This is a genomic window from Leisingera sp. SA32, from assembly GCF_056033425.1.
Genome location: NZ_JBVYHB010000002.1, coordinates 167,678 through 181,660, shown reverse-complemented (window position 1 = coordinate 181,660; position 13,983 = coordinate 167,678). Strand labels below are relative to the sequence as shown.

Genomic DNA, 13,983 nt, shown 5'->3' with positions numbered 1-13,983 from the left:
CACATTGTGGCGGGTTGAGCACTGGCATAAGCTGGCACAAAGTTGGATTGCTCCGCACTGCGGACACCAAAGACCGAGCGGACTGAAAGGTAGACCATGGCAACGAATTCAGGCGGCGACAGCAAAAACACCCTCTATTGCAGCTTCTGCGGCAAGAGCCAGCATGAAGTGCGCAAGCTGATCGCAGGCCCCACAGTGTTCATCTGTGATGAATGCGTTGAGCTGTGCATGGATATTATCCGGGAAGAGACCAAGGCCTCTGGCCTGAAGGCAACCGATGGCGTGCCGACGCCCAAGGACATCTGCCAGGTGCTGGATGATTACGTGATCGGCCAGGCCACCGCCAAGCGGGTGCTGTCCGTTGCGGTGCACAATCACTACAAACGTCTGAACCACGCGCAGAAGGCGGGGTCGGATATCGAACTGGCGAAATCCAACATCCTGCTGATTGGCCCTACCGGCTGCGGCAAGACCCTGCTGGCGCAAACGCTGGCGCGGATTCTGGATGTGCCCTTTACCATGGCCGATGCGACCACGCTGACCGAAGCGGGTTACGTGGGCGAAGATGTCGAGAACATCATCCTCAAGCTGTTGCAGGCCTCTGAATACAACGTCGAACGCGCGCAGCGCGGCATCGTCTACATCGACGAGGTCGACAAGATCACTCGCAAGTCGGAAAATCCCTCGATCACACGCGATGTGTCGGGCGAGGGTGTGCAGCAGGCGCTGCTGAAGCTGATGGAAGGCACCGTGGCGTCCGTGCCACCCCAGGGCGGGCGCAAGCATCCACAGCAGGAGTTCCTTCAGGTGGACACCACGAACATCCTGTTCATCTGTGGCGGTGCCTTTGCCGGTTTGGACAAGATCATCGCGGCCCGTGGCAAGGGCTCGGCAATGGGCTTTGGCGCGGATGTGCGCGACAATGATGATCGCGGCGTGGGCGAGATCTTCCAGGACCTGGAGCCGGAAGACCTGCTGAAATTCGGGCTGATCCCGGAATTCGTCGGTCGTCTGCCGGTTCTGGCTACGCTGGAGGATCTGGACGAGGATGCGCTGGTGATCATCCTGACCCAGCCCAAGAACGCTTTGGTCAAGCAGTACCAGCGCCTGTTTGAGCTCGAAGACACAGAGCTGGATTTCACCGACGAGGCGCTGAGCGCGATTGCCCGCAAGGCGATCGAACGCAAGACCGGTGCGCGTGGCCTGCGCTCGATCATGGAAGACATTCTGCTGGATACCATGTTCGACCTGCCCGGCATGGAGAGCGTCACCAAGGTGGTCGTGAACGAAGAGGCCGTGACTTCGGAGGCGCAGCCGCTGATGATACACGCGGACGCGGAAAAAGAACCGGCCTCGGCCAGCTGAGCTGACGGGAGATGAGACAGGCGGCGCGGAGTTATCCGCGCCGTTTTCTTTTGGTAAGACGGGTGAGACGCGACCCCTCCCACCCCGCAGAGATTTTGGCAAGAGGGAGGCATGAGGGTATGATCAGGCGGATTTCCTCAGGTGGTGAGTTTGAGGCCAGGGTCGGCTATTGCCGCGCCGTGGTGGCGGGCGGTTTCGTGCATGTGGCCGGAACGGTCGGGCAGGGCGAAGACGTCGTGGCGCAGTGTCGCTCGGCGCTGGAGGTGATCGCCGCAGCACTGGCCGAAGCAGGCGCCAGCGTTGCAGATGTGGTGCGGGTCAATTACTACCTGCCGGACGCGGCGGAGTTCGCGCCCTGCTGGCCGCTGCTGAAGGAGACCTTTGGCGCCAACCCGCCGGCGGCAACGATGATCGAATGCAACCTGATCGACCCGAAGTACCGGATCGAAATTGAGGTGACGGCGGTCGCCCCGGTCTGATCCGCAGGGTGTTAGCCCGATCGAAACCCTGTCGGTACATAACTGCCATTTCCCGCCATCCTGTCCGTGTGTCAGGGCCAATCCACTGGACCTTGGCGGGGAATTAGGCCATATCAGGTGCGGATAAATGCGGAGGCATCCATGGGAATCCTGAACACTCTACTGCGCGCCGTGACCTGGTGGAACGGCAGCACCCTGAACACCGCGATCTTCACGGCCCGCAAGGGCATCAAGGTGGGCGAGGACGATCAGGGCAACGTGTTCTACCACAATGCCGACGACAGCAAACGCTGGGTGATCTTCAATGGCGAGGCCGAAGCTTCGCGGGTCAGCCCGGATTGGCACGGCTGGCTCCACCGCACCTTTGACGACGTGCCGACCGAAAAGCCGCTGGCGCACAAGACATGGGAAAAACCGCATCAGGAAAACCTGACCGGCACCATGTTGGCCTATGCGCCGGCCGGGTCGATCCGCGCGGGCGGCGAACCCAAGGAGCGCCGCGACTACGAGGCCTGGGTGCCCGAATAAACCATCGCCAGAAGGCCGACTACAATGTCCCATAACCCAACCGAAGTTTTTGCTGGCGGCGTCGTGCTGGCTGCCGCCGTCGCCTTTGCCGTTTACGCAGGTCAGGCCGCGGGCCTCGCGCGCGGTGGCGCGACCTATGACCTCAGCGCCTCTTTCCGGTCGCTTGAGGGCGTTGGCGTCGGCACCGATGTACGGCTGGCCGGGGTCAAAATCGGCACCGTGACCGGGGTCGATCTGAATCCGGAAACCTTCCGCGCCGACACTGTGTTTTCGGTGAAAGAGGGCATCGACATTCCCGACGACAGTGCCGCCGTGATCTCCTCAGAGGGGCTGCTGGGCGGCAATTTTGTGGAAGTCATGCCGGGCGGCTCGCCCTTCGCCTTTGAGGCTGGGGATGAGATCCTCGATACACAGGGCGCGGTCAGCCTGATCTCCCTCCTGGTGAAATTTGTGGCTGGCGGGGACGAGTCCTGATGCGTCTGACCGGCTTGCTGATTGCGGCTGCCATTGCACTGCCGGTCTGGGTTTTGCCAGGACAGGCGCAGGAGCAGGCCAAGCAGGGCAGTGCCGCGGTTCTGCGCGCACTGGACAAGGTCAACGGCCACACCATTGACGCCGAAGTGGCCGTCGGTGCCAGTGCCGCGATGTTCGGCCTGTTGGTGACGGTGCGTGACTGCCGCTACCCGGCGGAAAACCCCACCGGTGACGCCTATGGCTTTCTCAGTGTGCATGACCCCGAGGATGGCACAGCCCATTTTGAGGGCTGGATGATCGCCTCCAGCCCGGCGCTGAATGCGCTGGACCACAGCCGTTATGACGTCTGGGTGATGCGCTGTATCAGCAGCTGAGGGCTGGGGATTGATGGACGGGTAAAATCGGCCTCAAGCTGAAGCGCCTCGCGCAGCCGGGCGCGATAACGGGCGCGGGGGATCTCTACCCCGCCCAATGAGGCCAGGTGCGGCGTCAGGAACTGGGTGTCGCACAGCACGTAGCCAGCCTGCCGCAGACGGTCGGTCAGATAGGCCAGCGCCACCTTGGAAGCGTCGCGGCGACGGGAAAACATGCTTTCGCCAAAGAAGGCCCCGCCCAGTGACACCCCGTAGGTGCCGCCCACCAGCGTGCCGTCCTGCCAGACCTCTAATGAGTGGGCATTGCCCATCTGGTGCAAATCGAGATAGCGGGCGCGGATCTCGGCGTTGATCCAGGTTTCGACCCGGTCGGCACAGCCGTCGACCACGGCGTCAAAGTCGCGGTTCACGGTGATTTCAAATCCGCCATTGCGGATCCGTTTTGCCAGGGAACGCGACACATGAAAGCCATCCAGCGGCAGCACGCCGCGCCGCTTGGGGTCAACCCAGAACACCTCCGGGTCGTCGCGGTGTTCTGCCATTGGGAAAATACCGGCGGAATACGCGTGTAACAGAAGATCCGCAGTCAGGCTCATGATGGTCGCCAGTATGGGCAGGTTGTGGTGAAAAAGTAAAACGGGGCGCTGCCAGTGGCGCGCCCCGTTTTGATCTGTGGCCGTTAGCCCGGCTGGTTCTCTTCCAGCCAGCGTTCCAGCCAGTGAATGCCGTAATTGCCGCTGTGGATGTCTTCCTCGGCCAAAAGCGCGTGGAACAGCGGCACGGTGGTGTCGATCCCGTCGATGATCAGCTCACCCAGGGCGCGATGCAAACGCGCCAGCGCCTCGGCACGGTCGCGGCCATGGACAATCAGCTTGCCGATCAGCGAGTCATAGTAGGGCGGGATCGAATAGCCGTCATACAGCGCCGAATCCATCCGAACGCCCAGGCCACCGGGGGCATGGAATGCGGTGATCTTTCCCGGACAGGGGGCAAAGTTCGGCAGTTTCTCGGCGTTGATCCGCACTTCGATCGCGTGACCGTTGATCTCCAGATCGTCTTGGGTGAACGACAGCGGCAGCCCTTCGGCGACACGGATCTGTTCGCGCACCAGGTCGACACCAAAAATGGCCTCGGTCACCGGGTGTTCCACCTGCAGGCGGGTGTTCATCTCGATGAAATAGAACTCACCGTCCTCGTAAAGGAACTCCACCGTGCCAGCACCGGAATAGCCCATCTTTCCGATGGCGTCGGCGCAGATCTTGCCAATCCGGTCGCGCTCTTCAGCCGTGATGCAGGGGCCGGGGGCTTCCTCGAATACTTTCTGGTGGCGGCGCTGCAGTGAGCAGTCGCGCTCAGCCAGGTGGATGCCCGTACCCTTTCCGTCACCAAAGACCTGGATCTCGATGTGACGTGGCTTCTGGAGGTATTTCTCCATATAGACTTCGTCATTCCCAAAAGCGGCCTTGGCTTCGGACCGCGCGGTCATGAAGGCTTTTTCGAGCTCGGCTTCGTTCAGCGCGACTTTCATGCCGCGACCACCCCCACCGGCGGTGGCCTTAATGATGACGGGATAGCCCATGTCGGCCGCCACCGTCTTGGCGCTGGCCAGATCCGGCACGCCGCCCTCGGAGCCGGGCACCACCGGGATGCCGAGCTTCTGGGCGGTTTCCTTTGCGGTGATCTTGTCACCCATGATGCGGATATGTTCAGCCGAGGGGCCGATGAAGGTCAGCCCGTGGTCTTCGATGATCTGCACGAAGTTGGCGTTTTCCGACAGGAAGCCATAGCCGGGGTGAATCGCCTGGGCGCCGGTGATCTCGCAAGCGGAGATGATGGCCGGCACCGAGAGGTAGCTTTGCGCGCCGGAGGGCGGGCCGATGCAGACGGATTCGTCGGCCATGCGCACGTGCATTGCGTCGGCGTCGGCGGTGGAATGCACCGCCACCGACTTGATGCCCATTTCCCGGCAGGCACGGATCACGCGCAGGGCGATCTCGCCGCGGTTGGCAATCAGGATCTTGTCAAACATGCGCGATCCTTACTCGATGATGACCAGGGGCGACCCGAACTCTACGGCGGCGCCGTCTTCGACCAGGATGCGCTTCACGGTACCGGCCTTGGGCGCCGGGATGTGGTTCATGGTCTTCATCGCCTCGACGATCAGCAGGGTCTCGCCTTCGCTGACCTGCTTGCCGACAGAGATGAACGACGGCGCACCGGGTTCAGCCTGCAAGTAGACGGTGCCGACCATCGGCGAAGTCACCGCGCCGGGGTGGTTGGCGGGATCGTCGTTGGCGGCGGCAGGCGCAGCGGCGGGCGCCGGGGCTGCGGCCGGCGCGGCCGCGGGGGCGGGTGCCGCCACCTGCACCGGTGCGGCGGACATTGCGGTTTGCCGTGACACAGTCACGTTGAGGCTATCATCCTCGCCGTATTCGCGTTTCACCTGCAGCTCGGTCAGGTCGTTTTCGCGCAGCAGTTCCGCCAGCGCTTTGATGAATGCCACGTCAGCTTCGTGAGATTTGTTGGTCATTTTGTCCTCAGCCAATTCCGACAGGCCCGCCGGGCAGGCGGGCGGGAAATTAGGGCGCTTATAGGGCAAGGATTACCGCAAGGAAAGCGCTGTCGATCTGCGCCGTAACATGGAGGTCCGCGGCCCGAATTGCAATTGCTGCACGGATTTTCGGCTCAGAGCGGCATGCCCGTCAGTTTTGCCACCAGTTCCGGGAGTTTGCGGGCCCCAAATTTTTGCAACAGGTGGGCGCGGTGGCTTTCCACCGTGCGATAGGACAGGTCCAGCTGCTTGCCGATCTCCTTGGCCGACAGGCCCTTGCAGGTGAGAATGGCGACCTCGCGTTCGCGCGGGGTCAGCGACACGACGGGGCGGTCGTCGGAGATGTCCGCAAAGGACCACACACCGGTCTGAAACGGTGTCTCGGGCGTGACCGACCGCCCGCGCACACGGCACCAGAACAACGCGCCGCTGCGGCGACGCATGATGCGTTCGTCGCTGTAATTGCCACAGCGCGCCTCGGGTTGCTGCAAAACGGTGCCGATGCGGTTGTAGTCCTCCTGGCTGGGGTACAGCTCCGCGACCGGCAGGCCGGTGTACTCGCCCGGCTCGCCACCAAAGGTGGTGGCGAATTGCACGTTGCAGCGGGTAATGATGCGGCGCTCCAGCACCGCAAGGCCGACGGGGGCATATTCGAAGGCAAGGTCACTCATGCGGGGGTCTTACCCTGTCCGGCCCCGGGAATAGAAGAGGGTAGATCCCTGTAGCGCCAATCGGCGTCGCAGCGCAGCTGTGAACTGCACGGCAGGGCGCGCGCGACTTTGGCACCAATCTGCCGGACCGCCGCCTGCTTTCAGTGGAAGCGAGGGCGGCGGAAGGTGCAGCTGACCTCAGATCGCCAGGTATTCGGCGCGCAGTTCCTCGTTTTGCAGAACTTCGGCGGCGGTGCCATCAAAGACGATGCCGCCCGTATCGAGGATCACGGCGCGGTCAGCCAGCTCCAGCGCCCGCACCGCGTTCTGCTCGACGATGATCGTTGTCATGCCCTGTTCCTTGATGTGGATGAGGGTCTTTTCGATCTCATCCACGATGACTGGCGCAAGCCCTTCATAGGGTTCATCCAGGAGCAGCACCTTGATGTCGCGGGCCAGGGCGCGAGCGATGGCCAGCATCTGTTGCTCACCGCCCGAAAGGGTTACGCCCTCTTGCTTGCGGCGCTCACCCAGTCGTGGAAACAGGTCATAAAGACGCTCCAGCGACCAGCCGACGGGGGGCGCGATCTGCGCCAGTTGCAGGTTTTCCTCCACCGTCAGGCCTGGGATGATGCGGCGGTCTTCGGGCACCAGACCCAGACCTGCGGTCGCCGCCTCATGCGAGGCCATGTTATGAAGCGGCTTGTGGTCCAGCCAGATCTCGCCGCGGGTCACCATGGGTGAGCCGATGCGCGCGATCGAGCGCAGGGTTGAGGTCTTGCCGGCCCCATTGCGGCCCAAAAGCGCCAGAATCTCGCCCTCGTGCACATTGAAGGTGATGCCCTGCACGATGTAGCTCTCGCCGTAGTAGGCGTGCACATCCCAGACCGACAGGAAGGCCGGCGCGGTGGTGGCCATGTTGGCGTTCTTGGAGAAATCGGGTTTTACGTTCATTGGGTTTGCTCCTTACGCCGACTCGCCCAGATACGCTTCGCGTACCTTGGGATTGCCACGGATGTTCTGCGGATCGTCCTCGACCAGCGGCGTGCCCTGGGCCAGTACGGTGATCCGGTTGGCAAGGCTGAACACCACATGCATGTCGTGCTCGATGATGGCGATGGTGATGTCGCGCTGATCCGAGATCTGTTTCAGCAGGTCGATGGTGTTGTTGGTGTCGGCCCGCGCCATGCCGGCTGTCGGTTCATCCAGCAACAGCAGCCGCGGCTCCTGGCTGAGGCACATGCCGATCTCCAGCCGCCGTTTGTCGCCGCGGGACATGGCGGCGGCATTCATGTGCCGCTTGTCCGCCATGTTCATCTCCACCAGCATCGCTTCGGCGCGCTCCAGAATGTCCTTCTGCTTCCCCACGGAGGACAGGGCGTTGAGCTCAAACGCGCCATCGCGCTTGGCAAAACAGGGGATCATCATGTTTTCCAGTACCGTAAGATCGCCGAAGATCTCGGGCGTCTGGAACACGCGGGAGATCCCCATCTGGTTGATCTCATACGGAGCGCGTCCCAGTACCGACTGGCCGTCGAACATCACCGATCCGGTGTCGGGGATGAGCTTGCCCACCAGGCAGTTGAGCAGAGTGGATTTGCCCGCGCCGTTCGGCCCGATGATGGCGTGGACCGAGTTTTCCTTCACGCTGAGGTTCACATCGGACAGGGCCTGCAGCCCGCCGAACCGTTTCCCCACGTCTTTGACTTCAAGGATACCCATTGCTTTGTCTCCTTATTCCGCGGGGTTGGTTTCTTTGGCAGTGCTGCTGTCCTTGGCCTTGCGGCCCTGGATCCAGCCCTTGATGCGCTGACCGCCTTCAACCAGGCCGCCGGGCAGGAAGATCACCACCAGCATGAACAGGATGCCCAGCGTCAGGTGCCAGCCCTTGCCGATGAAGGGGTGGATCAGGAACACCACCGCGTCTTCCATGCCGTCGGGCATGAAGCTGAACCAGCCGTGCAGCACGTTGTCATTGATCTTGGAGAAGATGTTTTCGAAGTACTTTATGAAGCCTGCGCCCAGCACCGGGCCGATCAGCGTGCCGGCACCGCCCAGGATGGTCATCAACACGACCTCGCCGGAAGCGGTCCACTGCATTCGCTCCGCCCCGGCCAGTGGGTCCATCGAGGCCATCAGCCCGCCCGCAAGACCCGCATACATGCCGGAGATCACGAAGGCTGCCAGCGTGTAGGGGCGGGTGTTCAGACCGGTGTAGTTCATCCGCTGCTGGTTCGATTTCACCGCGCGCAGCATCATGCCAAAGGGCGAGCGGAAGATGCGGATCGACAGGTAGAAGGCCGCCAGCATGATGATGGCGCATAGATAGTAGCCCGCGTTGAACTGGAACGCCCAGGGGCCGAGTGCCATCTCGAAGGTGGACCGCATTTCAAGCCCGAACAGGTTGGTCACCGGGATCGAGCCGTCCGCGGTGGCTGAGACGCCCAGGATGCGGGGGTCTTCCAGCGTCAGTTGCAGGCCGGTCTCACCATTGGTGATCGGGGTCAGCACCGAGTAGGCGAGGTTGAACGACATTTGCGCAAACGCCAGCGTCAGGATCGAGAAGTAGATGCCGGAGCGCCGCAGGGAAATAAACCCGATCAGCAGCGCAAAGAGGCCCGCGACGATCACCGACAGCAGGATTCCCGGGATCACGTTCATGCCAATCAGCTTGAACATCCACACGGCCGAGTAGGAGCCGACACCGAGGAAGGCCGCATGTCCGAAGGACAGATAGCCAGTGAGCCCGAATAGGATGTTGAAGCCGATGGCGAAGATCCCGAAAATCACGAAGCGCTGCATCAGGTCCGGATAGCCCGCGTTGAACTGCGCCAGCCCGCTGTCGGTGGGGAAGGGGTTCAGAATGAAGGGGGCGAACATCGTCAGGCAGGCCACGATGATCAGCAATGAGGTGTCTTTTTTGTCCAGTCCGAACATGTCTTTAGTCCTCCATCACGCCTTTGCGGCCCATCAGGCCTCGGGGACGGGTCAACAGAATGATGATTGCCACCACATAAATGATGATCTGGTCGATGCCTGGGATCAGCGATTTGATCTCATTCATCGAGGCAAAGCTTTCGAGAATGCCCAGGAGGAATCCTGCCAGAACCGCGCCGGGCAATGAGCCCATGCCGCCGACAACCACCACCACGAAGCTGAGGACCAGAAAGTCCATGCCCATGTGGTAATTGGGGGAGTTGATCGGCGTGTACATGACGCCCGCCAACCCTGCCACGGCGGCGGCGATCCCGAACATGATGGTGAAACGGCGGTCGATGTTGATGCCCAAGAGACCCACCGTCTCGCGGTCGGCCATGCCGGCCCGCACCACCATGCCAAAGGTGGTGAATTGCAGAAAGCTGAAGATGCCGCCGATGATCACAACGGCAAAGAAGAAATAGACCACCCGCCACACCGGATAGACGATGTCCATGCCGATGGCGGCACCCAGGTTCACAACCCCGTTCAGCGCGTCCGGGGCCGGGGTCTGGATCGGATTGGCGCCGTAGAAATACTTAACCACCTCCTGCAGAACGATGGCCAGGCCGAACGTCACAAGGATCTGATCCGCGTGGGGGCGTTTGTAGAAATGCTTGATCAGCCCGCGCTCCATCACGTAGCCGACGCCGATCATGATCGGGATCGCAAACAGGATGGCCAGTGGCACCGCCCAGTCAATGAGCGTGCCGCCGAACTCGGGGCCGAACCAGGCTTCGACATAGGGTGTCTTCACCTTCAGCGGGTTGCCCAGAAAGTCGGTCTGGGTCGCGTCGACGGTTTCAAAGCTGAGGCTCAGAATACGTTGCAGGGTGACGGCGCAGAAAGCGCCGATCATGAACAGGGCCCCATGGGCAAAGTTCACCACGCCCAGCGTGCCGAAGATGAGTGTCAAGCCCAGCGCGATCAGCGCATAGGCAGAGCCCTTGTCGAGCCCGTTCAAGATTTGCAAAAGGATTGCGTCCATGGATCCCGCCCCCGGGGTTAGTCTGGGTGGTAGAGATAATACCGGTCGGTTCAGCGGCGCGGTGCCCCTGTTCAGACGCCGCGCGTCCTGTTGCCGGTCCGGGATGGAAGGCCGGGCGCATTTCGCGCCCGGCCAGAGATGCTGCGTTTATGCGCCCGGATTGCAAGAGCCGAGGTTGCCGCCGGCAAACATCGGGTGATCCGGAGCGTATTCCACCTGCGCGCGCGGCGTGACCTCGACCACTTCCAGCAGGTCGAACTCCGACGTTGGGTTCTCCTTCCCGCGCACCACCAGAACATCCTTGAAGCACTGGTGATCTTCGGCACGATACAGGGTCGGCCCATTGCCCATGCCGTCAAACTCATAGCCCTCCAGGGCTTCCACGACAGCACAGGGGTTGAAGCTGCCCGCCCGCTCGACCGCATCCGCATACAACATGGTCTGCACATAGCAGGTGTGCGCGGCCTGGCTCGGCGGGAAGCCGTATTTGGTGCCAAAGGACTTCACGAATGCCTTGGAGCCCTCGTCCTGCAAGGTCCAGTGCCAGTTGGTCGAGCCGTGGATGCCCTTCACGTTCTCGCCCGCACCCTTGGCCATCAGGCGCGAGTAGAGCGGCACGACGATCTCGAAGTTCTTGCCGTTCACAACCTTCTCGCGCAGGCCGAACTGCACCGCGTTGGTTAGCGAGTTGACCATGTTGCCGCCGTAGTGGTTCAGCACCAGCACGTCCGCGCCCGAGTTCAAAACCGGCGCGATGTAGGAGGAGAAGTCGGTGGCCGCCAGCGGGGTGCGGACCTTGTTCACGGTCTGCCAGCCCAAGGCCTCGGTGGCCGCGGCGATCGATTCTTCCTGGGTCCAGCCCCAAGTGTAGTCGGCCGTCAGGTGATAGGCGACACGGTCAGTGCCATAGAGGTTCTTGAGCACCGGCGCGAGTGCTGCCGCGGACATGTAGCCGTTGAAGAAGTGGCGGAAACCGTTGGCTTTCTTGTCCTTGCCGGTGGTGTCGTTGGAGTGGGTCAGCCCGGCCATGAAGATCACGCCCGCCTCTTGGCAGAGGCCCTGCACGGCGATGGCCACGCCCGAGGACGACCCACCGGTAATCATCACCGCGCCGTCCTTTTCGATCATCGACTTGGCGGACGCGCGGGCGGCGTCGGATTTGGTCTGGGTGTCGCCGGTGACGTATTCCACCTTTTTGCCCAGAATCCCGTTCCCCTGCAGCGCCTTGGAGCTGAAGGTGTTCATCATGCCGCCGTCGCCGCCGCCGTTCAGATGTTCGACCGCCAGCTCATAGGCGCGCAGCTCGTCGGCACCCTCATCAGCGTAGGGCCCGGTTTGCGGCACGTTGAAGCCCAGGGTCACGCTGCTGCCTGTGGGCTCGTTAGTAAAGGCGGCGGCGGATGAAGCTGTAAAGATTGTCGGCAGCGCCAAGCCGGCGCCGGCCAAGGCACCGGTTCTCAGCACGCCACGGCGTGAAACGTCAGATTTGGACATGTATTCCTCCCTAAGATGATTGACACCTTGCAGCTCCTCACTTCTGCGCGGTATCAGCACTTTCGTGCAAAATCAGTATGAGAGCGGTATGTAAATTCAGGCAATAAAACCCTTTGGTAGCTTGAAAATTATGTAAATAACTGAACAGTGGTTGGGGGGCTTCTGTAAAGAACCTTATGTTGCGGCGCAGAAAGCCCTTGAAACGGAAGCATTTTGGGAGGTGCCGACCTCATGGCACGCGATACGCTCACCGGCAGTCGGATCCGCGAACGCAGGCTCATCCTAGGGTTGCGGCAGGCCGAATTGGCGCGTAAGGCCGGGATTTCCGCCTCTTACCTCAATCTGATCGAACACAATCGGCGCAGAATCGGCGGTAAATTGTTGGTGGACATCGCCGCGGTGCTGGGCGTTGAGCCGTCGATGCTGAGCGAAGGGGCAGAGGCGGCGTTGATCTCCACCCTGCGCGAGGCGGCGGCGGACAGCGGTGTGCCGGTAGCAGAGCTGGACAGGGTTGATGAATTTGCGGGCCGGTTCCCCGGCTGGGCGGAAGTTCTCGCAGCAGGCCATCGCCGCATCGCCACGCTGGAGCAGATGGTAGAAACCCTGTCTGACCGGCTGACCCATGACCCCAATCTGGCGGCCTCAGTGCATGAGGTGTTGTCGACGGCGGCGGCGATCCGCTCCACCGCTTCGATCCTGGCCGAACCGGGGGAGCTGGAGCCGCAGTGGCGTGACCGGTTCCACAAGAACCTGAACGAGGATTCGCTGCGGCTGTCGGAAAGCAGCCGCGCTCTTGTCAGCTTTCTGGATGAGCGAGACGCCGATACCCCGCGGCGTGGTATGCCGCAGGAAGAAGCGGAGAATTACTTTCAGACTCAGGGGTTTCACTTTCCGACGCTGGAAGATGGCAGCAGCAGTCCCGAGGCCGTGCTCGAATCTGCCCCCACGGAGCTGAGCGCGGCTGCCCGCAGCCTGGTTCGCGTGGGGCTGGAACAATATCTGTCGGATGCCCGCGCCCTGCCGCTGGCGCCAGTGGCGGAGGAAATCGCCGCCCATGGCATCGACCCGGTTGCATTGGCGCGGCGGTTTGGTTGTGATCTGCCGACTGTGCTGCGGCGACTGGCAGCGCTGCCGGAACCTGTGCTGGGGCAGGAGGCGGGACTGGTGATCTGCGATGCCTCCGGCACGCTGCTGTTCCGAAAGCCCGTGACAGGATTCGCGATGCCGCGCTTTGGGGCCTCCTGCCCATTGTGGCCGTTGTACACTGCGCTTGTGCATCCGCATGTGCCGGTGCGGCGCCAGGTGGTGCAGCAGGGGCGCAGCGCGGCGCCGTTTGACTGCATGGCGGTAGCTTGGGCGCAGGATATTCCTGAGTTTGGCAGCGATCCCGTCTACCGCGCGGTGATGCTGATCTTGCCCGGCGGGCGCACGGAACAGGAGGCCCAGCCGGTTGGGGCCAGCTGCCGGATCTGCCCCCGTCGGGGGTGTCCGGCCCGTCGGGAGGCCTCGATCCTGAAGGAACAGTTTTGACAGCTGAGCAGCTCCGGCGCTAACCTGCGTCAAAAAATGGGGATAGCGTCTCTGCGCCGGCCAGCCCGGACGCGGCACGCTGGGAGGAAAAACTGCGGATGGGCAGGCATGTTGTTCTGATAGAAGATGAACCGAATATCACCGAGGCCATCCGGTTTCTGCTGACGCGCGATGGCTGGCAGGTGGATGCCTATAGCGAGGGCGGCACCGCGGTTGAGCGGATCTGCGAGGCTGGGCCGGATCTGGTGATTCTGGACTTGATGCTGCCGGGGAAAAGCGGCCTGGAAATCGTGCGCGAACTGCGCGCTCAGCCGGAAATGCAGGCGCTGCCGGTGCTGATGCTGACCGCCCGCGGCCAGCTGCGCGACCGGGAGATGGCGGAGAAAGCCGGGGTGACGCGGTTCATGACAAAACCCTTTTCCAACGCCGAAGTGCTGACCGCGGTCCGCGATCTGCATGCGCAGGCAGGGCTGGGATGACACCGCGATGAACCGCGGCCCAAAGCAGCATACGCCCCCGCCGCCCACATCCACGCCAGGAAATGCCGGGCCGCGCAGGACAAGTTCTGACCGGG

At 62.3% G+C, this 13,983-nt stretch carries 16 protein-coding genes; 7 read left to right on the top strand and 9 right to left on the bottom strand.

Features of this window, described 5'->3' with window-relative positions; all coding sequences use genetic code 11:
- The first annotated feature begins 96 nt into the window (after window positions 1–96).
- From clpX to AC0IPL_RS03480, 5 genes are all read left to right on the top strand, one after another.
- Window positions 97–1,365, top strand: coding sequence for an ATP-dependent Clp protease ATP-binding subunit ClpX (clpX, locus tag AC0IPL_RS03500; RefSeq protein ID WP_474272234.1), 1,269 nt, complete (start codon window positions 97–99; stop codon window positions 1,363–1,365).
- 119 nt (window positions 1,366–1,484) lie between these two features.
- Window positions 1,485–1,844 carry a Rid family hydrolase gene (locus AC0IPL_RS03495; RefSeq protein ID WP_474272233.1) on the top strand — a complete coding sequence of 120 codons (360 nt, stop codon included), beginning with the start codon at window positions 1,485–1,487 and terminating at the stop codon, window positions 1,842–1,844.
- A gap of 141 nt (window positions 1,845–1,985) precedes the next feature.
- Window positions 1,986–2,372 (top strand): NADH:ubiquinone oxidoreductase subunit NDUFA12, encoded by a 387-nt coding sequence (locus tag AC0IPL_RS03490; RefSeq protein ID WP_474272232.1) that lies wholly within the window; start codon window positions 1,986–1,988, stop codon window positions 2,370–2,372.
- 24 nt (window positions 2,373–2,396) lie between these two features.
- Window positions 2,397–2,846: an outer membrane lipid asymmetry maintenance protein MlaD gene (gene mlaD, locus AC0IPL_RS03485; protein WP_474272231.1), complete on the top strand. Its 450-nt coding sequence runs from the start codon at window positions 2,397–2,399 to the stop codon at window positions 2,844–2,846.
- Entirely contained in the window at window positions 2,846–3,220 is a 375-nt protein-coding gene (locus AC0IPL_RS03480) for a DUF2155 domain-containing protein (RefSeq protein ID WP_474272230.1), read from the top strand. The genes mlaD and AC0IPL_RS03480 overlap by 1 nt, the downstream gene beginning before the upstream one ends.
- On the opposite strand, the gene aat is transcribed toward AC0IPL_RS03480, so the two are convergent.
- The 9 genes from aat to AC0IPL_RS03435 all read right to left on the bottom strand — a co-directional run bounded on the left by aat (window position 3,184) and on the right by AC0IPL_RS03435 (window position 11,879).
- Window positions 3,184–3,816 carry a leucyl/phenylalanyl-tRNA--protein transferase gene (gene aat / locus AC0IPL_RS03475; protein ID WP_474272229.1) on the bottom strand — a complete coding sequence of 211 codons (633 nt, stop codon included), beginning with the start codon at window positions 3,814–3,816 and terminating at the stop codon, window positions 3,184–3,186. The genes AC0IPL_RS03480 and aat overlap by 37 nt on opposite strands.
- 83 nt (window positions 3,817–3,899) lie before the next feature.
- On the bottom strand, window positions 3,900–5,249 hold the full coding sequence (gene accC / locus AC0IPL_RS03470; protein ID WP_474272228.1) for an acetyl-CoA carboxylase biotin carboxylase subunit: 1,350 nt from the start codon (window positions 5,247–5,249) through the stop codon (window positions 3,900–3,902).
- A gap of 9 nt (window positions 5,250–5,258) precedes the next feature.
- Window positions 5,259–5,750, bottom strand: coding sequence for an acetyl-CoA carboxylase biotin carboxyl carrier protein (gene accB, locus AC0IPL_RS03465; protein WP_474272226.1), 492 nt, complete (start codon window positions 5,748–5,750; stop codon window positions 5,259–5,261).
- A 155-nt stretch (window positions 5,751–5,905) separates the two neighbouring features.
- Window positions 5,906–6,442 (bottom strand): LuxR C-terminal-related transcriptional regulator, encoded by a 537-nt coding sequence (locus AC0IPL_RS03460; RefSeq protein WP_474272224.1) that lies wholly within the window; start codon window positions 6,440–6,442, stop codon window positions 5,906–5,908.
- Window positions 6,443–6,619: 177 nt separating this feature from the next.
- Window positions 6,620–7,375: an ABC transporter ATP-binding protein gene (locus AC0IPL_RS03455; RefSeq protein WP_474272222.1), complete on the bottom strand. Its 756-nt coding sequence runs from the start codon at window positions 7,373–7,375 to the stop codon at window positions 6,620–6,622.
- Between the two features lie 12 nt (window positions 7,376–7,387).
- Window positions 7,388–8,143 (bottom strand): ABC transporter ATP-binding protein, encoded by a 756-nt coding sequence (locus tag AC0IPL_RS03450; protein ID WP_474272221.1) that lies wholly within the window; start codon window positions 8,141–8,143, stop codon window positions 7,388–7,390.
- Window positions 8,144–8,155: 12 nt separating this feature from the next.
- A complete protein-coding gene (locus tag AC0IPL_RS03445) occupies window positions 8,156–9,358 on the bottom strand; it encodes a branched-chain amino acid ABC transporter permease (RefSeq protein ID WP_474272220.1) in 1,203 nt (400 codons plus the stop codon).
- A gap of 4 nt (window positions 9,359–9,362) precedes the next feature.
- A complete protein-coding gene (locus tag AC0IPL_RS03440) occupies window positions 9,363–10,385 on the bottom strand; it encodes a branched-chain amino acid ABC transporter permease (RefSeq protein WP_474272219.1) in 1,023 nt (340 codons plus the stop codon).
- A 147-nt stretch (window positions 10,386–10,532) separates the two neighbouring features.
- The gene (locus AC0IPL_RS03435; protein WP_474272217.1) at window positions 10,533–11,879 is read right to left on the bottom strand and encodes a substrate-binding protein; all 1,347 of its coding nucleotides are present in this window, start codon (window positions 11,877–11,879) and stop codon (window positions 10,533–10,535) included.
- Between the two features lie 231 nt (window positions 11,880–12,110).
- Between AC0IPL_RS03435 and AC0IPL_RS03430 the strand changes: the two genes are divergently transcribed.
- Together AC0IPL_RS03430 and AC0IPL_RS03425 are read left to right on the top strand one after the other, a co-directional pair.
- On the top strand, window positions 12,111–13,409 hold the full coding sequence (locus AC0IPL_RS03430; protein WP_474272216.1) for a helix-turn-helix domain-containing protein: 1,299 nt from the start codon (window positions 12,111–12,113) through the stop codon (window positions 13,407–13,409).
- A gap of 98 nt (window positions 13,410–13,507) precedes the next feature.
- Window positions 13,508–13,888, top strand: coding sequence for a response regulator transcription factor (locus AC0IPL_RS03425; protein ID WP_474272215.1), 381 nt, complete (start codon window positions 13,508–13,510; stop codon window positions 13,886–13,888).
- Window positions 13,889–13,983: the final 95 nt, after the last annotated feature.